The 21389-nt window shown below is 45.7% G+C and carries 23 protein-coding genes and 1 pseudogene; 16 read left to right on the forward strand and 8 right to left on the reverse strand.

Features of this window, described 5'->3' with window-relative positions; genetic code table 11:
• Positions 1-119: 119 nt before the first annotated feature.
• Positions 120-527, forward strand: a complete 408-nt coding sequence (locus AC6ESP_RS13540) for an Lrp/AsnC family transcriptional regulator (RefSeq protein WP_497097268.1) — start codon at positions 120-122, stop codon at positions 525-527.
• A gap of 35 nt (positions 528-562) precedes the next feature.
• Here the strand turns inward: AC6ESP_RS13540 and AC6ESP_RS13545 are convergent.
• A pseudogene (locus AC6ESP_RS13545) lies at positions 563-1816 on the reverse strand (serine hydrolase domain-containing protein).
• 167 nt (positions 1817-1983) lie between these two features.
• Between AC6ESP_RS13545 and AC6ESP_RS13550 the strand changes: the two are divergent.
• The 6 genes from AC6ESP_RS13550 (at position 1984) to AC6ESP_RS13575 (ending at position 7485) form a co-directional block, all read left to right on the forward strand.
• Positions 1984-2562, forward strand: coding sequence for an LURP-one-related family protein (locus AC6ESP_RS13550; protein WP_497097269.1), 579 nt, complete (start codon positions 1984-1986; stop codon positions 2560-2562).
• A 110-nt stretch (positions 2563-2672) separates the two neighbouring features.
• Complete coding sequence (locus AC6ESP_RS13555) at positions 2673-3413, forward strand: tyrosine-protein phosphatase (protein WP_497097270.1); 741 nt, start codon at positions 2673-2675, stop codon at positions 3411-3413.
• Between the two features lie 311 nt (positions 3414-3724).
• Entirely contained in the window at positions 3725-4366 is a 642-nt protein-coding gene (locus AC6ESP_RS13560) for a GntR family transcriptional regulator (protein WP_497097271.1), read from the forward strand.
• A 141-nt stretch (positions 4367-4507) separates the two neighbouring features.
• On the forward strand, positions 4508-5251 hold the full coding sequence (locus tag AC6ESP_RS13565) for an SDR family NAD(P)-dependent oxidoreductase (protein WP_497097272.1): 744 nt from the start codon (positions 4508-4510) through the stop codon (positions 5249-5251).
• Positions 5252-5425: 174 nt separating this feature from the next.
• Positions 5426-6982 carry a glycosyltransferase family 39 protein gene (locus AC6ESP_RS13570; protein ID WP_497097273.1) on the forward strand — a complete coding sequence of 519 codons (1557 nt, stop codon included), beginning with the start codon at positions 5426-5428 and terminating at the stop codon, positions 6980-6982.
• Positions 6983-7134: 152 nt separating this feature from the next.
• Positions 7135-7485 carry a hypothetical protein gene (locus AC6ESP_RS13575; RefSeq protein ID WP_497097274.1) on the forward strand — a complete coding sequence of 117 codons (351 nt, stop codon included), beginning with the start codon at positions 7135-7137 and terminating at the stop codon, positions 7483-7485.
• A gap of 85 nt (positions 7486-7570) precedes the next feature.
• Here AC6ESP_RS13575 and AC6ESP_RS13580 read toward each other — a convergent pair whose 3' ends face one another.
• Entirely contained in the window at positions 7571-7795 is a 225-nt protein-coding gene (locus AC6ESP_RS13580; protein WP_497097275.1) for a hypothetical protein, read from the reverse strand.
• A 315-nt stretch (positions 7796-8110) separates the two neighbouring features.
• Positions 8111-8503: a hypothetical protein gene (locus tag AC6ESP_RS13585; protein WP_497097276.1), complete on the reverse strand. Its 393-nt coding sequence runs from the start codon at positions 8501-8503 to the stop codon at positions 8111-8113.
• Between the two features lie 197 nt (positions 8504-8700).
• Between AC6ESP_RS13585 and AC6ESP_RS13590 the strand changes: the two genes are divergently transcribed.
• Entirely contained in the window at positions 8701-9273 is a 573-nt protein-coding gene (locus AC6ESP_RS13590; protein WP_497097277.1) for a phosphatase PAP2 family protein, read from the forward strand.
• A 99-nt stretch (positions 9274-9372) separates the two neighbouring features.
• Here AC6ESP_RS13590 and AC6ESP_RS13595 read toward each other — a convergent pair whose 3' ends face one another.
• The gene (locus tag AC6ESP_RS13595; RefSeq protein ID WP_497097278.1) at positions 9373-11298 is read right to left on the reverse strand and encodes a glycosyl hydrolase family 18 protein; all 1926 of its coding nucleotides are present in this window, start codon (positions 11296-11298) and stop codon (positions 9373-9375) included.
• Positions 11299-11570: 272 nt separating this feature from the next.
• Between AC6ESP_RS13595 and AC6ESP_RS13600 the strand changes: the two genes are divergently transcribed.
• From AC6ESP_RS13600 to AC6ESP_RS13615, 4 genes are read left to right on the forward strand one after another with little or no spacing between them, the layout of a single operon-like run.
• A complete protein-coding gene (locus AC6ESP_RS13600; protein WP_497097279.1) occupies positions 11571-12263 on the forward strand; it encodes a methyltransferase domain-containing protein in 693 nt (230 codons plus the stop codon).
• The gene (locus tag AC6ESP_RS13605) at positions 12256-13422 is read left to right on the forward strand and encodes an NAD(P)/FAD-dependent oxidoreductase (RefSeq protein ID WP_497097280.1); all 1167 of its coding nucleotides are present in this window, start codon (positions 12256-12258) and stop codon (positions 13420-13422) included. The genes AC6ESP_RS13600 and AC6ESP_RS13605 overlap by 8 nt, the downstream gene beginning before the upstream one ends.
• A gap of 14 nt (positions 13423-13436) precedes the next feature.
• Positions 13437-13919, forward strand: coding sequence for an SRPBCC family protein (locus tag AC6ESP_RS13610; RefSeq protein WP_497097281.1), 483 nt, complete (start codon positions 13437-13439; stop codon positions 13917-13919).
• Positions 13912-15144 (forward strand): beta-ketoacyl-[acyl-carrier-protein] synthase family protein, encoded by a 1233-nt coding sequence (locus tag AC6ESP_RS13615; protein WP_497097282.1) that lies wholly within the window; start codon positions 13912-13914, stop codon positions 15142-15144. The genes AC6ESP_RS13610 and AC6ESP_RS13615 overlap by 8 nt, the downstream gene beginning before the upstream one ends.
• 92 nt (positions 15145-15236) lie before the next feature.
• Here AC6ESP_RS13615 and AC6ESP_RS13620 read toward each other — a convergent pair whose 3' ends face one another.
• Positions 15237-15518 (reverse strand): YxcD family protein, encoded by a 282-nt coding sequence (locus AC6ESP_RS13620; protein WP_497097283.1) that lies wholly within the window; start codon positions 15516-15518, stop codon positions 15237-15239.
• Positions 15518-15937 (reverse strand): hypothetical protein, encoded by a 420-nt coding sequence (locus AC6ESP_RS13625; RefSeq protein ID WP_497097284.1) that lies wholly within the window; start codon positions 15935-15937, stop codon positions 15518-15520. The genes AC6ESP_RS13620 and AC6ESP_RS13625 overlap by 1 nt, the downstream gene beginning before the upstream one ends.
• 197 nt (positions 15938-16134) lie before the next feature.
• Here AC6ESP_RS13625 and AC6ESP_RS13630 point away from each other — a divergent pair, with 197 nt between their 5' ends.
• Positions 16135-16668, forward strand: coding sequence for a DUF309 domain-containing protein (locus AC6ESP_RS13630; protein WP_497097285.1), 534 nt, complete (start codon positions 16135-16137; stop codon positions 16666-16668).
• A 35-nt stretch (positions 16669-16703) separates the two neighbouring features.
• Here AC6ESP_RS13630 and AC6ESP_RS13635 read toward each other — a convergent pair whose 3' ends face one another.
• Positions 16704-17270: a beta-class carbonic anhydrase gene (locus AC6ESP_RS13635; protein ID WP_497097286.1), complete on the reverse strand. Its 567-nt coding sequence runs from the start codon at positions 17268-17270 to the stop codon at positions 16704-16706.
• Positions 17271-17285: 15 nt separating this feature from the next.
• Positions 17286-17615 carry an iron-sulfur cluster biosynthesis family protein gene (locus AC6ESP_RS13640; RefSeq protein WP_497097287.1) on the reverse strand — a complete coding sequence of 110 codons (330 nt, stop codon included), beginning with the start codon at positions 17613-17615 and terminating at the stop codon, positions 17286-17288.
• Positions 17616-17750: 135 nt separating this feature from the next.
• On the opposite strand from AC6ESP_RS13640, the gene AC6ESP_RS13645 reads away from it, so the two are divergent.
• The 3 genes from AC6ESP_RS13645 to AC6ESP_RS13655 all read left to right on the forward strand — a co-directional run bounded on the left by AC6ESP_RS13645 (position 17751) and on the right by AC6ESP_RS13655 (position 21379).
• Positions 17751-19265 carry a carboxypeptidase M32 gene (locus AC6ESP_RS13645; RefSeq protein ID WP_497097288.1) on the forward strand — a complete coding sequence of 505 codons (1515 nt, stop codon included), beginning with the start codon at positions 17751-17753 and terminating at the stop codon, positions 19263-19265.
• A 259-nt stretch (positions 19266-19524) separates the two neighbouring features.
• Positions 19525-20535 (forward strand): ABC transporter substrate-binding protein, encoded by a 1011-nt coding sequence (locus tag AC6ESP_RS13650; protein ID WP_497097289.1) that lies wholly within the window; start codon positions 19525-19527, stop codon positions 20533-20535.
• A gap of 46 nt (positions 20536-20581) precedes the next feature.
• On the forward strand, positions 20582-21379 hold the full coding sequence (locus AC6ESP_RS13655; RefSeq protein ID WP_497097290.1) for an ABC transporter ATP-binding protein: 798 nt from the start codon (positions 20582-20584) through the stop codon (positions 21377-21379).
• The last annotated feature ends 10 nt before the right edge of the window (positions 21380-21389 follow it).

Consider the following 21389-nt stretch of genomic DNA (forward strand, 5'->3'; position numbering starts at 1 on the left):
ACATTATATACTAGATAGAACGAATGTTACATTGAGAAAAGAAGCTATTATGATAAAATAACCTAAAAAATAAATGCGTTTTCTCACTCTTGCTTATAAAATATATTGAGGTGACTGTTATGGACGCTTTGGACAAGAAAATGATCATGATTCTGCAGAAGGCGGTCTCTTTATCTCAACCGGCGGTTACGGAAAGAGTCCGAAGGCTGGAGGAGAGAGGCATAATTGATCATTATCGTACGGTCGTCTCCAACGAGAAGCTTAACAAACCGATGATGGCTTTTGTGTTGTTCCATACCAAGAGCTGTGAGCATTTTGTCGAGCACTGCAACCATACACACGACGTATTGGAGCTTCATCGGATAAGTGGTCAATACAATTTTCTGGTCAAAATCGTAGGTAAAACTCTACAATCGATCGAAGCTCTAATGAACGAATTGGGTACCTATGGAGATTCAACTACATTGATCGTGATGTCTTCTCCAATCGAGCACAGACCGACTGTTCCTGAAATTGAAGAGGAGTAGCATGAGATGATTTTCATATTCTGTGGAATGGAATGCTACGAAGTTTTACTCATCCCAAGAAACGAGATGTCTCCGTTATTGTCTATTGTGAAAGAACATTCCCAATCCTGCCAGGTGTGATGGAAGCTTGTCTCTGATATCGGATAAAAGGGAATGACTTCGGAATCGTTCCACATAAAATACAATTGATCTCCCTTTCTGTTAACGACAGCTTTGCAGCCCAAGCCCTCATAGGTGCCCATGTAGGCAGCATAAATTTGACTATCCATGGCATAGGGCAGCGGGCGATCAGGTACTTGGATTGCTTCACCAAATAGTATTCCTGTTACAGACTCTACAAGCGTATTCACAGGAACAAAATCATAATTTGTCAGCATTATTATTGTCGTATGCTCATCTATATACCTGTGCATTTCACTACGAAACCCGCGATAGGCTCCTCCATGATACACTCTGCATCGGTTATAATGTTGATCTAGAAACCATCCATAGCCGTAATTCACAGCATTAGGTTGGAGAGCAAGCTTCATTGTATGTGTCGTAACGAGTTTAGAAGTGTATAGGGCTTGGTCCCATTTGTACAAATCATCAACCGTCGAATACATTGCTCCTGCCGAGAAGCTGGAGCTCATATCCATATATTCACATGAAATATAATCTTCACCTGAGGCATGGTACGATGAACTCATTCGGTTAATCACTTTCCTGTTGTTATCGAAGCCGGTGTTGTCCATCCCAAGCGGTATCCATATACGCTCCTCTACATATGCTTCATAGGTTGAGCCTGTAATGCGCTCGATGATCAAACCAAGCAAAAAGTATCCAGAATTGTTATAAGAGAAAGAAGTCCCTGGCTTAAAGGCAAGTGGCTTATCTATAAATAGCTTAAGTACGTCAGAAGGGGACAGTCTGAGCTTATTTAAGCTTTGATTATATTCAGGCAGACTGCTGTAATTAACGAGTCCTGATGTATGGGTCAGTAAATGAGTGATTGAAATCTAGCTCAAATGCTCTAATTCAGGTAAATATAGGCTAATGCTATCTTTCAAATCTAGAAGGTTCTCCTCATAGAGCATCATAATTGCCATTGCAGTGAACGATTTAGTTAGAGACCAAATTCTAAATTTAGAATCCATCGTATTCGGTACATGATGTTCGATACTCGCATATCCGTAAGCTTTTCTGAATATCACCTCACCATGATACGCAATCAATATAGTACCGCTGAGCGGCCAGTTGTTGGCATAGTCAGATAAATAGTTATCAAGAAGAGGCGTTAGCTTCGTCATTTATATCGAATCTCCTTTTGTTAAGGTAATCTATTATATGGAATGATATAATCGTAATGTCTGTTATATCCAATTCATATTGTGAACAGGAAGCTAACAATAAGGTGCTTAGTATATTATTGTAATTGATCATTTCTAATATGAAAGGATCAAAAGGAGGAAAATCGATGAATCCAAAATTTAACCATCAACAATATTTGATGAGAAAAAAGGTGCTCTCTCTTGTAGGAGCCAAATTTCATGTATATGATACCAGCGGTGAATTGGTCCTATTCTCACAGCTAAAAGCGTTCAAGCTGAAGGAGGACATTCGTCTGTATGGAGACGAGAGTATGCGTGAGGAATTGATCACGATACAGGCGCGCAGTGTAATCGATTTCTCAGCCGTATATGATGTTGTTGACGCTGTGACCAAAGAGCGTCTTGGCTCCCTCCGTCGCAAAGGAATGAAGTCCATTCTTAAGGATGAGTGGGTTATCCTGAGTCCCAACGAAGTGGAGATTGGGCTTATCAAGGAAGACAGCCAGCTGCTGGCATTGATTAGAAGGTTCCTAACCAACTTGATACCACAGAAGTTTCATGTTGAGATGAATGCTAGAATAGTAACCGTATTCAAACAGAATTTCAATCCTTTTGTCAGCAAGCTGGATGTGGATTTCTCCTTGGATACTGATAATCAGCTGGATCGACGTCTGGGGCTTGCTGCTGGAATACTGCTGCTTGCGATTGAGGGCAATCAAGGTTAAGCTTCGAATTCACAATATCTTTACTGTGAAACCTATTGTACATGAGCTATCATTAAAGACTACTATTGCAAAGACAAACTGGATTTTCTCATAAAAGGCGGGATAGATTAATGACAACATCAGCTAATCCATTGCAAAGACTGCTTAAGCTGGACGGGGCTTTTAATGTACGGGATATCGGTGGTTATATAACTATTGACGGCCGCACGGTACAGTCAGGTAGATTGTTCAGGGCAGATGGGCTTCATAAACTGACAGCACAAGATCAAGATGTAATTCTTGGTCGCGGTGTACAGACTGTTATTGATCTGAGACATGAAACAGAGTTGCTGCAGAAGAGGAATGTATTCGCGGACTCCATAGCTGTTCAATATCATAATGTCAGCCTTATTAATCCTGCTACGACGACAATGGGGTCTATCCGCAGCTTGGGCGATATGTATGTCAGAATGCTCGATGAATGCGGACCGCTGCTTCGTGAAGTGTTCAACCTTATTGCTAATGCCGAAGGCAAAAACGTTCTTTTCCACTGTGCCGCTGGTAAAGATCGTACTGGCGTCGTAGCAGCATTGCTGATGAATCTAGCTGGTGTACCGCGTGAGGTCATCGTGAGTGATTATGCAGAGACGGAGATTAATCTTGCACCTATAATAGATGAGCTGCGTGAGGATCGTCCTGAAGCGATGCCGGAGACGATGTATGAAGCGTTCCTCGGCAGTGCGCCAGCGAACATGGAGCAGATGCTCGACCATTTACAAGCAGTCTATGGTGATGCTGAGCGTTATTTTGCTTCTATTGGCCTGGAGAATAAACAGATTGAGGCATTAAAACGTAGATTGCTTGAAGCTTAAGTTAATAACGAGTAGGAATGGAAACAGATCCTGTGACATGTGAAAAGTGTCGGAGTCGGATCTGTTTTTTTGTTAGGAAAAGAGCAACTTTCACATAGTTGTTTAGTGAATATTTCCAGACCGATCATTTCCCAGCAAGAATGACTTCAAATACTGAATTTATTGATTCTGATTGTCTAATGATGATGGATGGGGTGGCCTATAGATGGAAGAGTTAATTGTAAAAACACAACATATCCTTATTCAATTGTCGTATAATTGACCTAATTATAATGAACGCTACAAGTAAATAATGAGATGGAGTGCCATACATGTCTGAGGATCTATCTGGAAGTGCAGCTTTTGGTGAATCGCTACCCGAACAAATTGCAAAGAATATTATTGGTAAAATATTAAGGGGAGAGCTTCGCTCTGGAGATAAAATTGTCGAGGATGAATTGTCGAAGCAGTTGAATATTAGTCGCGCACCGGTTCGTGAGGCTATGTATTTGCTCCAAATGGAGGGGATTGTCGAGAAGCTTCCTCGCCGTGGAACCATTATTAAAACATTCTCAACCAACGAAATTAGAGAATACGTTGAGGTTGTGGTGGGATTAATTGATCTGTCTTTTCAATTTTCGAATGGAAGATGGAATGCGGACCGATTCTCACAGCTGCTTCCTTTCATGGAAGATCTTAATGCGGAATTTGAGAAGCGCAATCTTATCTCTTATCAGAAATCTGCCCAACGTTTGCTGCGGTTTATTATTGCTACGGCCAACAACAAAGCGTTAAGTCGTTTCTTTGAAGAGTCTACACAAATATTGATTGTTTTTGCTTCCGTTCACTGGACGGTGGATACCATGACTTTATATCATTCTGGGATGCTGTCTTTTGTAGCAGCAATAGAGGAGTTGCAGTTCGAGCAAGCGATTACGATTATCAATCAAGCTCATCTTGAAACCTTAAATTAAGTTCAAGATAAGCTTGATTTATTTTTACTAAATTGTCGACAATCGACAATTAAAGTGCTAAACTTAGTGATGTTATACAACAAATTGTCACAACTTCAGCTGATTTAGTACTGTTCAAATCAATCTAAAGGAGATTTATACATGATTAATCTAAATGGTAAAGCAGTAATTGTAACGGGCGGCGCATCCGGTATTGGTCTAGAGACTGTAAAAGCTTTTGTGAACAAAGGTTCCAAGGTCGTAATCGCAGACTTTAACGAGCAAGGCGGTCTAGCGCTTGAGAAGGAATTACAAGCACAAAATAAAGAAGTGTTTTTTGTAAAAGTGGATGTTTCTGATGAAGCTTCCATTGAGAATATGATTGCTCAAACCGTGAAGAACTTCGGACAAGTTGATGTACTGGTGAACAATGCTGGCTTCGGCAACATGAAAGCATCTCACGAACGTACTTATGAAGATTACCAAAGAATTGTCGATGTTAACCAAGGCGGAGTGTTCTTAGGCTCGAAACATGCCATTAAAGAAATGCTCAAAACGGGCGGAGGCTCGATTATTAATACGGCTTCAATTCTAGGATCTGTAGCACAAGCAGGCGCATTGCCTTATAACGCTGCTAAAGGTGCTGTAAATACAATGACGAAATCACTGGCTGTTGAGTATGCTGAACATAACATTAGAGTTAATGCTGTAGCTCCAGGGTTCGTAGAATCGGGCGCTGTAAACAAAGCAGCACTGGGCGACTTCTACGATGGATTGGTTGCTAAGCATCCAATTGGCCGTCTTGGCAAACCAGAGGAAATTGCACATGCAATTGTCTTCTTGGCAGAAAATGAGTTCATCACAGGCACAACAATCACGGTCGACGGCGGTTATACCGCAGTATAAGACCATACACATAATCTGCATCCCTAATGTTAGATACAACTAACGTTAGGGATGCTGTTTTTATAAGGTCGCTAAATATTAAATTTCGAGTGCCGGCGCTCAGGTCCATTTCATGAGGTTTTCAGATTCGGTGTGTATACTGCTTCTATATGGATTGCATCAAGGAGGTTGTCTATGATTAATAGAATCCAGCAAGCTTTGTACATATTGCTTGCTTTTTTTATAGCCCTTTTTATCGTATCCTCATTTTTTGTTCGAGCAGAGTACAATTTTTATATATATGGAGATACTCCGGTCTTGGAAAAACAGCAGCTTAGTTTATTTATTTTGCTGATTGGGATTGTCCTTGCTGTAAGCATCCTTATGTACAAATGGTGTTTGAAATTGAACAAATACAGTTGGAAAATGGTAATCCCCTCCACATTATTTGTCTCCTGTGTCATCCAGCTGGGGATCATTTTTCTGTTTCCGAGATTGCCTACGGATGATTCCAGAACGGTGCTCTCACTGGCCACGGATATGCTGTATCAGAATGACTATTCCTCCTTTCAAACAGATGGTTATCTACATATGTTTCCGTTTAATTATTCCATCGTTTTGTACTTGAAAACATTGTTGTATTTATTTCCGGATAGCTACTGGGTTATAAAATTGTTTAATATTCTATGCTCACTCGTTATTACGTTAATGATTTATTTGCTGTATAAAGAGCTTAGTGACAGGCCTGAGGACAATGACTACGGAGTTCTGGTGTTTGGTGCAGCCTTTATGCCGGCCCTGTTCATGAGTAATTTTATCTATAATGATCTAATCGCTACTGCGTGTCTAACCAGCGCTTTATATTATGCCGTTCGATTTATCCGAAGAAAATCCATGAAGGCGATTATCATTGCTGCCATTCTGCTCGCTATCGGCAACTATTTTAGGAGCATCGGGGTTATTTTTCTGATCGCCGTGATTCTGTGTCTTGTATTCAACCTGCAGAAGATTGGCTGGAAGAAGAATATAGCCTCTTTGAGTATCTTGGTGGCGTTGTTTAATCTTCCAGGCTGGACACAAAATGCTGTCCTACAGGCTACTCATGTCATAGATGAATCGGCAAATGAAAATGCTGCGCCTGTGTATATGTGGCTGAATATGGGCATTAACCTGAATGCGTTTGGGTTCTGGGATAACCGGCAAAGCTACAATATCTATCAGAGAGACGCTGACTATAATAAAGCAGACAGTACAGAATTGTTCAAGGCATCTATTAGTAATAAGCTTTCCGAAGCGAGCGTATCCGATCTCGTGAAGATGTATTATAAAAAACTCATTTGGACTTGGACGGAAGGCACTTATCAGATGGAACGGTACGGTATGGGCAATGATGGTTCATCGGTTACTGGTGGCAAACGGGGCTTTAATCAGGAGCGTTATAGTTATACAACATGGGCTACAGAATTATTCAAAACGGATTCGCTATACAGAGTTGGCCTGATTTGGATTCAGTATGTTATAAGCTTTCTGATGTACGTAGGGATTCTCATCCGCTTAATTGGTAGATTGAAAGCCGGGAAATTCGAGGAAACCACTCTAATTCTGGTAGTCCTAGGCTTCATTGCATTCTATCTGTTATGGGAAATAAAGTCCCGATATATCTACCCGGTGTATCCATTGCTGATCGTGTTATCCTATATGGGTTTTAAAGATGTGTACACCTTCATGCAGAATAAAGTGCGGCAAGCCTGATAAATGGACTGGAAATACGAACAGTATATATCTCTTTAACAGGGAGGAGCTGTTGGGTTGCTGCTATCGATGGGTAATTATGTTCCTAACAACCTATACATTCTTTTCTTGGAGAGGATAATGTATGACTACTGTGAAAATAGGTATTATCGGTGTCGGAAGTGAACGGCAGCAAACAATCCGCTTTCTGGAATCAGGAGGAGCCGGAGAAGCTGTGGATTGGCCACCGCGACAAGCCGAATGAAGTGCTGCTCGCCGATCCGGCGCTCTTCACGAGAGAAGCCCGCTCCTCCATTCACCTGCCAGGTGGTCATAACGAGGGATGGCCGGATTCGGTGAAAAACATGATGCTGAACTTTTATTCTTTTATCCGTGACGGCAAAGACCTAAAGCAAGATATACCCGCATTCGCTACATTCGAGGACGGCCACCAATCCATGTGCATCGTCGATGCGATCTGGGAGAGCCATTGGAAAGAAACATGGGTCAAGGTGAAGCGTTAATGGAATAAGCCGTTCCTTCCTGGTAGAGGGACGGCTTATTCTGCAGTATTCATCAGAATTGAATAATTGCTAAATCGAATTTAAATCACCACCAGTCAGATATTCCAATCAATTTCCAACCTGCTTCTGTATCTCTAAAAATAAATAATTGTTTATAATTTTGTGTTTCAGACGAATACCTAGGAATTCGCTCTAACGACTCAACAATGACTGCTTGGTCACTGACTCCTATATCGTATGAGATCTCTTCGTCAAATTTAACATCAGTTATTTGGTGAATGACTTTCCCTAAATTGTCAACACTCTTCATTGATTGTGAATCAACATAAAGTTCTTTATAACCATAAACATCGTTCTCGTAAAAAAAAATGGATATAGCGGTTTAATACTTCAACAATTTCGCGCTCATTACCTTTGTATTTATTGTCATCGATGTAAACCGGTGCGTCAGTTACGAAATCTGACTGAAGCGTACTTTGAGTGTTGATATTCCATCCCATGATCAAAGTTATCACGAAAAGTAAACAGGCTAGTTTTTTTATGATAGAACACATCCTTTTTTGATTTTGAGGATATGCGGTAGTCTATCTTTATCTAGAAATGCGAATTTGTACGCTCAAAACCATCAACGTAACAATTCAACACTCGTATACTTTTCAATATCTCTGGAAACTGAATAATATTGCCCTGTATTTCCGTAATACAAGTAGCCGTCCCCGATATAGAAGAAGTCTGTTTCAGAAAAATGTAATAGAACCGTTTCATTAGCGACTTCATGATTAATGCCTTTGGCTTTTTCAGGGGGATCTATTGCTTTGCTCTTGTTCAATAGGCTGACTAGGCTAGCTATTTGATCAGAATCAGTTATTGTCTTCTCGAACTGTTCACCTTTCACTAATACTTCATTACTTTTCTCTAAATCTTCAAACGTGCTATTGCTCGTCGAGCAACCAACTATAACCAGAACAAAAGTGATCATTAGCAAAACTAATTGGATTTGTGTTTTAATAGTATTCACACTCCTTTATAATATTTCCATATTTTAGACGTGACAAATGTCTCAAAAGTTACGATATTATTTCTATTATATGGATAAAGCGAGGAGATAAAATGCTTAAGGAGTCCAGCCATTGTCACTAAGATCAGTATTTACACACGCTTTTTTTCTCTCATTGGTTGGGCTTATAGGCTTTACATGGATTGCAAGCTTGATCGGTGATCAGCGTATCGATCAATTTTGATCAAAACATCATATCCGTCGTACAAGGCTTGGAGAACGCAGGAATAACCAGAATGATGAAAAGCTTCACGTTTCTTGGATCTTACGCAGCTGTTATTGTTATAGCACTTGTGATGCTCATCGTATTAGCCAAGCTCCAGTATAGGGGAGAGCTGTTGTTCTTCGTAAGTGTGGTTAGCGGCTCTGCATTGCTCAACTTGCTCCTTAAGCTGATCTTTCAACGAGCACGCCCAACCTTATATCGCATTATTGAAGAGACAGGATACAGCTTCCCGAGTGGCCACTCGATGGCGGCATTCACTCTATATGGTATCCTTATTTTTCTATTGTGGAAGCACATTCCTCGTAGAACTGCTCGAGTTGTACTCATTGCCATTGGGTCAGCTCTCATCGCGCTTATAGGAGGCAGCCGGATCTATCTGGGGGTACATTTTCCAAGTGATGTGATTGGAGGCTATCTCGCCAGTGGAACCTGGTTAGCAGCTTGTATCGGGTATTATCAATTAAGAATGAGAAGACGGCTTCGGGTAAAATTGAGGGCAAACTAGGAAACAATTATCATACCACGAAGATAAGCTGTCAAAAGAAACAAAAATCCCCGATCTATCCGTCAAATACGGATAGGTCGGGGATTTTATATATTCGCTCTATTTCATACGAAGCATTGACGTCCATAGATCAGCGCTCTCGTAGCCGAGACGCCATGCTGCGACACCTGCAAGATCATATTTCTTCGCTAGCTTGATTCTGGCCTCAACAGTGGAGGTTGTTTCCGCCCAGAAGACGTAGGTATAACCGTCTTTGACATATTTGTATTTCGTCTGCCAAGAAGCAGGATCCGCGGTACCGACGGCCTTCGTATCAGCAATAAGCTGCGGAACTTCCTTCATATAGATCGCTCGGTTGCTGACTATCTTGCCTGAGCTGTCCAGCTTCCATTCACGCACATAAAAAGGAATGCCGAGCATAAGCTTGCTGCGCGGAATACCATAGGACAGGAACTGCTGGATGCCTTCCTCAACCCATGGCAAGCCTGCTACTGAACCCGGTGTAGTACTGCCGCTCCAGTGCTCGTCGTAAGCCATAATAATAATGGTATCAACGATAGTTGCTAGTACAGCATGATCGTAAGCAGTCTGATCATTCCAGCTAACACTGCCGCGAGGGAGATCAATGGATACCTTCAACCCTTTGGCATGAGCAGCTTTGGTTAATGCCGTTACAAATGCGGTGTATTTGGCACGGTCTGAGCCGGCAACCTCTTCGAAATCAATATTAAGTCCATATACCCCGAGAGAAGAAAGCTTGCTGACTAGATCCGCAATGAACTTCTTCTGAGCTGCAGCATTAGCCAAAAACTCACTTGTCATTTTTTTGTTGAATTGGTTATGCAGCAGCGGCATGACAAGAATACCTTGTGATGTCAGTGTTCGTACAACTGCAGCATCGGAGGAATCCTTCAACGACCCGTCCGCAGCTTCTAGCTCGAACCAGGTAGGGGAATCAATATTCAATCCCTGCGTGTTAGCCGTATGTCCAAGAATGGTTGAGCTGTTAGATGAGCCGTTCCATCCCAAGTATACGAGAGAACTTGTATTACTCCATAGCTTGCGGCCATCCGCATTACGAACAGAGCTATTGGAGTAGTTCTTCGCATAAGCAAGGGCTGATGATAACGTATGGAAGGCTTTAAGCTTTTTCTCACCTTGATATACAGATAGATAAGGAATACTGGTCCACCATACGGCTCCATTATACAGAACTTCAGAGTTCGAATAATACTTGGCGTATTGGATGGCTTTGTCCAGGCTATTGAACGATTTAATCGTCTTGCCGCTCTGCTGTACATCGTAGATCCATTCATTGGAATGTGCAGCAGAGCCGGTCTTCTGATTCATAACGACACTATTGGTAACAGAAGCGGCAGCGTGGATCGCATCATAGAGAAAAGCATATTCTTTTGATCCCTCTACTTGAACCCCATCAACCGTGATTTGGTATACAGCGGCGCCATTACGCTGCTGTTTCTTCTGTGCTGCCGTTAGATTGTCCCAGATCCATGCATTGGTCGATAGCTCGATAATATGAGCATTCGTCCATTTGGCAGCTTCTTTCTTGGCTGCGGCAAGTGTGGTAAAGCCCCATTTGGTATACGTCTTATCTCCTTGGTAGAGCTGGTACTTCGGGTAGGACTGATAAACCCAGCCGGTCTTTTCTAAATTCCGGATGTGCACGTTGCTGAGCTTCTTAGCCGCCGCAAGCGATTGCTCATAAGTGCGGAATTCCCACTTGGTGCTTGAAGAATTACCTTGATAGATTTTGAACTTGGGCAGGTTATCCCATACCCATACTCGTCCTGAGATTGCTTCGACATGACTGTACTCGAAGTTGCCCGCGTAAGCAATTGCCTGCTTCTCAGTAGCAAATTCTTTCAATGCATTGTCGTTCTGATAGACTCGGTATTTGGTCATTGCGGTTGAACCCGAGCCTGCTGCCATACTTACTGCCGCTGTTCCGAATAAATGGAAAGCGAGCAGGAGCAGGATAGCTTTGGTTAGTTTTTTCTTGAACAAAAGCTTACTTCACACTCCTCTCATCTCTATCAATAGACGCGCTAGAGTAAGAGAGGTTGCGTTCTTGAGAGCAAAATTTGATTCAGTAAAATTTCCCAAAACTTTTTTATGCAAGCGATGGATAAAAAAAGTGGAAAACAATAACAATAAGCCAAAGCCATTGTTCACAAATGTAATTTAGAATGCTTACGAAGCAAGGTTTGCTGCGCAAACCTAAGCAAATGCTTACGAAGAAAGGTTTGCGCAGCAAACCTTTAAGGAGGAGGGCCTCAATGGAACGGCTGCATACGAAGGAATGGCTGGATGAAGATGATGTTGAACTTGCTGAGCTGGAGAAAAGCTTGGGCGAAGTATGGGGCGTCAACCGTTACTTAGGAGGCAATCCAGCGCTGTTCAACCATCTGGGCAGTCTGATGAAGAAGGTAGGACGAGTGGAGACGGTTAGAGTATTGGATGTAGCAACGGGGCTTGCAGATATTCCGCTTGCTCTGCTTAGCTGGTGCAGGAGAAGAGGTATTAACGTGTCGATCGTGGGGGTGGACATGCATCCAAAAATTGTGGAGCTGGCTCTCCAGAAGACAGCAGCGCATCCCACCATTCAAGTCATAAGAGCTGACGGCACGAAGCTGCCCTTCGAGAATAATAGCTTCGATATCGCATTCAGTAACCTGGCTCTGCATCATATGGATGATGATGCCGCAGTTAAGCTGCTGATTGAGATGGAGCGAGTGACCAGATCAGGCTGGGTTGTAACGGATCTGGAGAGACATAAATATGCCTATCTGGCAGCAAGAATGCTCGCCAAGTTCGTCTGGCGCAGTCCAGTTACACAGCACGATGGTCCACTGTCCGTTCAGCGATCGTTCACAGCCGAAGAAGCCAGGCAGCTGGTGGAGCGAGCGGGAGTAGGCGCCTCCGTACACAGACATTTCCCTTTTCGATTGGCTCTGGTCGGACATGCATGATGTGATTGTGGTAGGTGCAGGTCCAGCCGGTAGTGCTCTAGCGATATTGCTTGCTGCGAGAGGCGTGAAGGTTCTGATGCTCGACGCAGCAGCCTTCCCACGGCGGAAGCCTTGCGGTGAATCACTGAACCCTGGCGCTGTTGCTGCACTGATCAGAGTGCTTGCACCGCAAGCTGGCAGCAGCTCGGCTGCGCCTGTGACATTAAGAGTGCCAAGCTTTCCACATAGTCTCATTAATGGCTGGAAGCTGCATGGAGAGCATACGCTGCTTGCGGCAACGTTCCCAGAAGGCAGCTATGGGCTAGGCTGTCGCAGAGAGCTGCTGGATCAATGGCTAGTGGATGAAGCGTGCTTGGCAGGCGCGAGCTTCGAGCAGCAGACACGGGTAGAAAAGCTGCTCTGGGAAGGAGACCGTATTGTAGGCGTACAAGCCCGTTCACCGGACAATAAGTCACTCCAAATACGAGCCAGCTACGTTGTAGGTGGAGATGGTTTGCGATCAGTCGTTGCCAGAAGCGCGGGGCTTAGCAGCTATGGTGATCTTCGCAAGGCAGCTTTTACAGCAAGATTCGAGGGAGTAAGTGGGCTTGGGGACGCTGTAGAGCTGTTCATGCGACAAGGATTAGTCGTAGGACTCGCACCCATAGGAGATGGCCTGGCGAATGTAACGGTTGCAATGGATGGCAGGCGTGCCGCTTCAGCAGCTGCTGGAATGGACAAACCAACTTTCCTGCTACACACAGCCAGACAAGTGCCAGAGCTTAAGGAACGACTGCAGCATGTCGAGATTCAGGGAGAAGTGCTGGCGTGCGGACCGTTCGATCGACGTGTGCAGATGCCACCCACAGGTGGAATGGTGCTGATCGGAGATGCCGCAGGGTATTATGATCCGCTTACAGGTCAAGGCATTTACCGGGCAATTAAAAGCTCAGAGCTGGCGGCTCCAGCAGTATGTCAGGCCCTTCAGACAGGGAGTCAGGAGCCTCTTAAGCAATATGCGATAGAGCGGGCTCAGCAGTTCGCTCGGGGTGTGCGTCTACAGAAATTAATAGAGCGGGCGAGCCGGCATCAGCTGCTCTGGCACACAGCGCTGCGTGTTGTAGGCTCCTCCAAATTACTGCAGAAAAGATTAGTTCACGCGATAGGGGATTGCTCTTAGAAGGGTGGCAAGCGATGTATACCTATAATGAAATCACAATGAAATGCAAGCCGGAGATCGCATTTCGTTACGCAAGTCAGGTGGAAGCATGGCCGCAGCTGCTGCCGCATTATCGACATATTAAGTTTCACCACGGAAGCGGAGGAAAGGGCGGGCTGGTCGAAATGGCCGCTGTACGAGCTTTTAAACCATTCAATTGGCCCGTATGGTGGATGAGCGAGATGGACGTTAAGCCAGAAGAGCATTTCGTTAGTTATACACATATTCGAGGCGTTACAAGAGGCATGGAAGTGGAATGGCGGCTGGAGGACGAGGGTGATCAGGTCAGAGTATCAATCATACATAAATGGGATCGCCCCCCGCTCGGACGAAGACTGGCTGCGGCGATCATAGGCGATATGTTCGTTCATGTGATAGCAGATCGTACGCTACAGGGTTTAAAGCTTCAAGCAGAAGCAGAGGCAGAACGAGAGGCAGAGGTGGGTATGTATGGCTGAGATTAGAGCCGTTGTTACTGGAATTGGCTGTGTGACACCAATTGGAACAGGTGTGCAAGCGTTATGGGAAGGGGTGCGGAAGGGAGTGAGTGCGGTCAAGCCAATTGACCGGTTCGTACCGGAAGGGCTGAGAAGCCGAATTGCAGCGCAAATTCCATATTTCGAGGCTGAGGATTATATGGATAAGAAGCGTGCGCATCGAATGGACCGTTATTCACAGCTGGCAGTAGCAGGCGGGAGATTGGCGCTGCGCGATGCAGGGCTGAATGCGACAGATTTGGACCCGGAGAGATCAGGTATTTTCATGGGGAGCGCCCTTGGCGGAATCGCGTTCGCAGAAGAGCAATGCGGACAATTCTATAAAGGGGGCTTCCGCGCGGTGTCGCCAACCCTTGGATTCTCCGTATTCGGTGGAGCGGCTTCCTGCAATCTAGCGATGGAATTCGGCTTCACTGGGCCGAATGAGACGAATGCCATGTCCTGCGCATCCGGAGCTGTTGCAATCGGAAGAGCCCTGCAAGCGATCAGACGGGGTGAAGCAGACGTAATTCTTGCTGGAGGCTCAGAAGCTCCATTGGCACCGCTGGCATTCGGAGCCTTCGATATGCTGCGCGCGATGTCAACTCGCAATGAGCACCCCCTCAGTGCAAGCCGGCCATTCGATCGTAATCGGGATGGCTTCGTTATGGGTGAAGGCTCCACCGTATTGGTCATTGAAGCGGAGCATCATGCAAGAGCTAGAGGCGCGACGATCTATGGAGAGCTGGCAGGATTCGGACTTACCAACGATGCTCACCATATGAGTGCTCCGCTGCCATGCGGCACACAGGCATCCAGAGCTGTCAAGCTTGCACTAGCAAGTGCGGATATGTCTCCTGATGATGTGAGCTATGTGAATGCCCATGGCTCATCGACGCTGCTCAATGATGTAACGGAATCGAAGGTGATCCGTAATGTCTTCCGAAGTCGTCCAGTTCCGGTTAGCGGTACGAAGGGATTGTATGGGCATCCGCTTGGGGCATCAGGAGCAATCGAAGCAGCCATTACGTTATTGTCGCTGCGCGATGGATGGCTGCCGCCCACCACGAATTTGAATGAGCCTGATCCTGCGGCGGATATCGATCTTGTTGCTTCTACGCCTCGGCAAGTAACCGCGCAAGCAGCGGTGTCCAACTCCTATGGCTTCGGAGGCGTCAATGCTGTTCTTGCATTCCGTCGTGCGTAAGCTCTAACCAAAAGAGGCATCTTAGCAGTGAAACCGAGTGTCAGTCGGTTTCACGCTTAAGATGCCTCTTTCTTATTATTCAGCTAGTCCTATTATTCAGCGATATCTGCCCAGAAATCTTCATCAGCATCAAGTGTGATGTTGGAGCGGAATACACGGCGATTATATTGCTTATACATATATTGTTCGATAGCCTCAAGCAAGTTAGCTTCAAGTAGATACTGACTGCGGCCGCTAATCCATACTTCAGCTGTGAAGCCGTATTGTTCTTCCCAGGATAACTGTACTTCCACGTCCGAAGGCTTAACGCCTTTGCGGTCGGCCATATGCAGACAAACGGCATTAATAATCTCGTCCGTGTAGATGCGAATCATTAGTAAGGTCTCCGCGAATCAGGTGTATTCTTCTTATTACGAATATACTTGAATGCTGCGACGATGACCATGACAAGCGCCATTAATGCAAGCAAGTTAACCATAAGGCCTAGAATTTGACCGAAGGCACCCATTCCACCGAACAGTCCGCCGAATAGCATACCAGCAAGACCGCCAAGCATTAGACCCTTCATCAAGCTGCTGCCACCGAACAAACCAGTTTTAGTTGTACCAGCTGTTGTCCCCGACTTTGTACCTGAAGTGGTGTTGCTGACATTGTCCGATTTCTTAGGTGTTTGTGTGTAGCTCTGCTTCGGTGATTTAATGCCACCACCGCGCTTAGCTGCATCAGCTACTTGTCCAAACCCCAGCGTCAGGAACAAAGTTAATGCCATCATTACGAGCAACCCTTTTTTCATTGCGATATTCCTCCTGCTTCTCTATAGTGCTTCGTTGCTATCATATACAAATACGGATAATATAAACGAAGGTTTCAAAAAAAAATTATTATTCTCATCCAATGATCTTGCCTTGATAGGGCTGAAGCAGGCGATTACAATGGACAAAAGACAGTTTATTCGCTTTTGTTATCTCGCACAATGCTGGAGGTACTGCAATGAATTATCCAGATTCCTATATTTCATACTTGGTTGAATATCATGCGACTAGAGATTTCTTCGAATGTCATGAGCTGCTGGAAGAGCATTGGAAGGAGCACCCGAATGACTCGTATGCCAAGGAGTGGGTAGCGCTCATTCAGCTCGCAGTGGGTCATTATCATGAACGACGAGGGAATCTTGCAGGGGCATGCAAAATGTATGCACAATGTTTAAATAAGCTGAGCATAGAAGCGCTGAACGGCTTAGGGTTGGACGGCAGCCAGATCATTCAGGAGCTTAAGAGTCGGCTTCATCGCCTGTCAGAGGGCCGTGTTCCATACGTGGATATGAATATGAACATTATGGACCCACGGCTGATGCATCTCTGTGAGCTGGAATGTGCGGATCGCGGGCTTCAGTGGGGAGTGGAGAGTGCGATGAAGGATGCTTCGCTCATTCACAGGCATACACTGCGTGATCGCAGTGATGTCATTGCCGCAAGAATGGCAGCGGCTGAGAGTAAGAAAAGGAACCGTCTTGGTGCCCAATAGGCATCGTGACGGTTCCTTTTTATGTATGCAATATTTTATACATGCTCATAGCCGTCAACAACAAGGTCGAGCATGCCCGTCTCAGGGTGGATTACCATACCATGTACGGGAGTTTTAGGTGGCAGGAGAGGGTGATTACGCACGATTCCAACGCTTTTGACGATACTTTCGGTGACATTGTCGAAGCCGGTGAGCCAGCGCATCAGATTCAATCCCGAATGACGCAGCGTCTCGATGGTCTCCTCTGGAACGCCTCTGTCCACCATATGGCTGACGATAAGCTCGGAATTAAGGCCTGTCATCCCGCATTCATGATGCCCAATAATGAATACTTCATCCGCTTGCAGCTCATAGACAGCTACCAGAACGCTACGCATAATATTGCCGAATGGTTGGGTAATAATAGCGCCAGCATTTTTGATGATTTTGGCATCGCCATTTTTTAAATTCATCGCTTTGGGGAGCAGCTCCGTCAATCTGGTATCCATGCATGTCACAATGACCATCCGTCTGTCAGGGAATCTTCCGGTCAAATATTGTTCGTAGTTTTTGTTCTCAACAAAGCTTTTGTTATAACCCAGTATTTGGTTCAGGTTGCTCATATGATTCTCTCCTTATTATGACTGTACAGATTTAATGAACCGAAGGTTAAGCGTGTAGATCTGGTTGTCGCTCTTCAAGCTGAAGGTATCCTTGCTCGTGTCGTAATCGATTCGCAGCTGCGGCTCGAAAAACACCTCATGTCGGGGCTCGTACCAGAAGGGAAGAGGATCCCCCTGAGCTAGATGGTCATCAACGCTCCCCTCACGAATTAATTGAAGGGCAGGAACACCGCTCATTACACAGCCACAGCCCTCTGTGTCATGGAGCAGCTTCAGTTGGTTAGTGCCGTCTAATAAAAAAGGAGATAATTTCTTTACAGCAGATGATGAAAAACTAATATGCATAGTAGGATGCCTCGCTTTCATTCCAGCCCGGCCATTGCTGATAGGTTAAGGTTGATTATAAGGTTTAGAATAGGTAAGATCAAGTTAAGTTCAAATGATTGAATAATGGAATTTCATAAGGAAGGTGGAGTACAAATGACGGTACATAACGATAAGGTATTGCCCCAATTTCTAGAAACCGTTCGTAAAATCAAAAGCTATGAAGAAGCTCTAGGAGTGTTATATTGGGATCTCCGTACAGGAGCACCGCGCAAAGGAATGGACACAAGATCAGAAGTCATCGGCAATTTGTCAGGCGATATGTTCAAGCTGTCAACGTCACCGGAGCTAGGTGAATTCCTAAGTAGTCTGGAAGAGCCTCAATCGCTTAGCGGGCTAACAGAAATCGAGCAGGTGCTCGTAAGAGAAACACGCAAAGAATATGACCGCAGTGTCAAAATCCCCCCTAAAATGTATCAGGAATATGTAGTTCTAGCCGCACAGACGGAATCCAAGTGGGAGGAAGCAAAGGCTGAGAATGATTATGCGGGCTTCCAGCCTTATCTGGAGAAAGTTATCGGCTATACGCAGCAATTCATCGATCTCTGGGGAGCCCAAGCGACCCGTTATGATACGCTTCTTGATCAATATGAGCCGGGAATGACGACGGCTGAGCTGGATCAGGTGTTCGGCGGCTTACGTGAACAGTTGGTGCCGCTAGCGGCAGCTGTCGCTGCATCACCGCATCAGCCTGATACATCGTTCTTGGATCAAACCTTCGACAAGCAGGCCCAGAAGGCGCTAAGCCTAACGATTCTGGAGCAAATGGGCTATAACTTCGAGGCTGGACGTCTTGACGAGAGCATGCATCCATTCGCTACGGGTCTGAATCCGGGAGATGTAAGGATCACAACCCGCTATCTGGAGAATGATGTGACAAGCGCATTGTTCGGAACGATTCACGAGGGCGGACATGCGCTGTATGAACAAAATATTATGCCTGACCTGATCGGTACAACACTGTGTACAGGTACGTCGATGGGCATACACGAGTCACAGTCTCGCTTCTGGGAAAATATTATCGGTCGCAGCAAGCCATTCTGGGAACGGAACTTCCCGACGCTGCAGAAGCATTTCCCAGGTCAACTGGATGTCTCGGTCGAACAGTTCTATCGCGGCATTAATGTCGTACAGCCGTCACTTGTTCGGATTGAAGCGGATGAACTGACGTATAACCTCCATATTATTATTCGGTATGAGATCGAGAAGCTGATCTTCAACGGTGGTGCCAAGGCAGCAGATCTGCCTGCGATCTGGAATGATAAATATAAAGAATATTTGGGTATCGTACCTCCCAATAATGCAGAAGGCGTACTCCAGGATGTTCATTGGTCGGGCGGCATGTTCGGTTACTTCCCATCCTACTCTCTTGGCAACATGTATGCTGCTCAGATCGCGGATACACTGGAGAGGGAAATCAAGGACTTCTGGGGATTAGTTGAGCGGGGTGAGCTTCTCCCAATCAAGGAGTGGCTGACTGACAAAATTTATAAATACGGCAAGCTGAAGACGCCGTCTGAGCTTATTCTGAATGCAACAGGCAAGCCGCTTGATCCGAAGCATCTGGTCACTTATCTGGAGCGCAAATATAAAGACATTTATAAGCTGTAATTGGTATAGGATATGGTGGCGCAAGAGCTTGTTGTTGCGCCGCCATTGTTCTTTGTCCCGCCAGGGAGTCTGCATGATTTTTTCATATACATAGGATTGTATGCTCAGCCGCCTTTTCTCTAAAGGCGGTTTTTTGCTGTGCCATGAAGCCTAGTCATGACTTTCACTGGGCAGCCTTTCTCATATAAGCACCGCTAGGAGGCTCCCCGCATAGGCTGGTATACAGATTGAAAGCGAGAATATACGGGAGGAATATAAGATGAGTAGACGAGTATGGCTGTCCCTTTTGCTGACGGTGACATTGCTTGCAACAGCTGCGCTAGCTGGATGCAGTGGCGGTTCTTCGGAGAAAACGAAGATTAAAGTCGGTGAGGTTACACGTTCTCTTTTCTATGCACCGCAGTATGTGGCACTGGAGAAAGGCTTTTTCGAGGAAGAGGGCTTGGAGGTTGAGCTCCAGACGACAGCAGGCGGCGACAAGACGATGACCGCTTTATTGTCAGGAGTAATCGATGTTGCACTTGTGGGCTCGGAGACGTCTATCTATGTGTATCAGCAAGGCGCTGATGATCCAGTCATTAACTTCGCACAGTTAACTCAGACGGATGGCACGTTCCTTGTTGCCCGCGAGCCGGATGCTTCATTCGATTGGAATAAGTTGAAGGGTCAGGTCTTTCTCGGACAGCGTAAAGGCGGAATGCCGCAAATGGCTGGCGAATTCACGCTGAAGAAATTCGGAATCGATCCGCATAATGATCTTGAGCTGATCCAGAATGTCGACTTCGCTAATATTTCGGCTGCTTTTGCTTCGGGCACAGGGGATTACGTCCAGCTATTCGAGCCAACTGCCTCCATCTTCGAGAAAGAGGGCAATGGTCATGTTGTTGCTTCCTTCGGTGTGGAGAGCGGGCATCTGCCTTATACGGTATTCATGACGAAGCAGAGCTATATCGACAAGAATGACAAAGCCGTTCAGTCCTTCACGAATGCGATCTATAAGGCTCAGCAATGGGTTGCCAGCAATGATGCTGAGACAATCGCAGATACCGTGCTGCCTTATTTCGACAGCGTGGATCGCGATATTCTAATTAGCTCTATTGACCGTTACAAGCAGCAGGGCTCCTATGCAACAGATCCGATTGTTGATGCTGAGGAATGGAACAATCTGCTCGATGTCATGACTTCGGCAGGTGAGCTCCAGCAGCGGACAGAGCATGACACGATCGTTGACAGCACATTTGCACAAAAAGCAATCGACACCGTGAAATAAAATATACTCCAGCTTGTTACAGTGACTATACTCAGGGGGAGAGAATATGGCTGACGACGATATCATGCTTGCGCTTCATCGTGTTTCTCAAGTGTATGTCAATGAAAAAGGCGCGTCACTTGCCGTCGAGGAGCTAGATCTGACGGTACGCCGAGGGGAATTTATTAGCTTAGTCGGCCCTAGCGGCTGTGGCAAGACGACGATTCTGAGCATGCTCGCCGGTCTATTCCCTCCGACACGAGGGCTGGTTATGCTCAGCGGGGAGCCGGTAATGGGGCCGTCTACCAAGGTAGGCTATATGCTGCAGCAGGATTATTTGTTCCCATGGCGGACTATTCGGGATAATGCTGCAATAGGGCTGGAAATAGCGGGCAACAAAACGGAGAGGTCGCTGGCTGCTGTTGATGAGCTGTTAACCGAGCTCGGACTTCCGGGCTCAGGCGGCCGCTATCCGCATGAGCTGTCTGGCGGAATGCGCCAGAGAGTTGCGCTCGCTCGAATGCTGGCGACTGAGCCGGATATTATGCTGCTGGATGAGCCTTTCTCTGCTCTGGATCTCCATATCAAGTTGCAGCTTGAGGATCTGGTGCATCAGACGCTGAAGCGTCTTGGGAAAACGGCCGTGCTTGTTACCCATGACTTGGCGGAGGCTGCTGCGATGAGCGATCGGGTTATTGTGCTTGCAGCTAATCCTGGCCGTATTGTAGCAGAATATGAGGTGCCCGAAGAGATTAGACTGGCAGCGCCTATGCTCGCCCGTAGGCATCCAGGCTTTCAGGATGCGTTCGACCAGCTGTGGGCAGAGCTGGATGCAGCGGAAGGAGGGGATGAGGATGACGGATAAGGAACAGGAT

This window comes from Paenibacillus xinjiangensis (assembly GCF_059686975.1).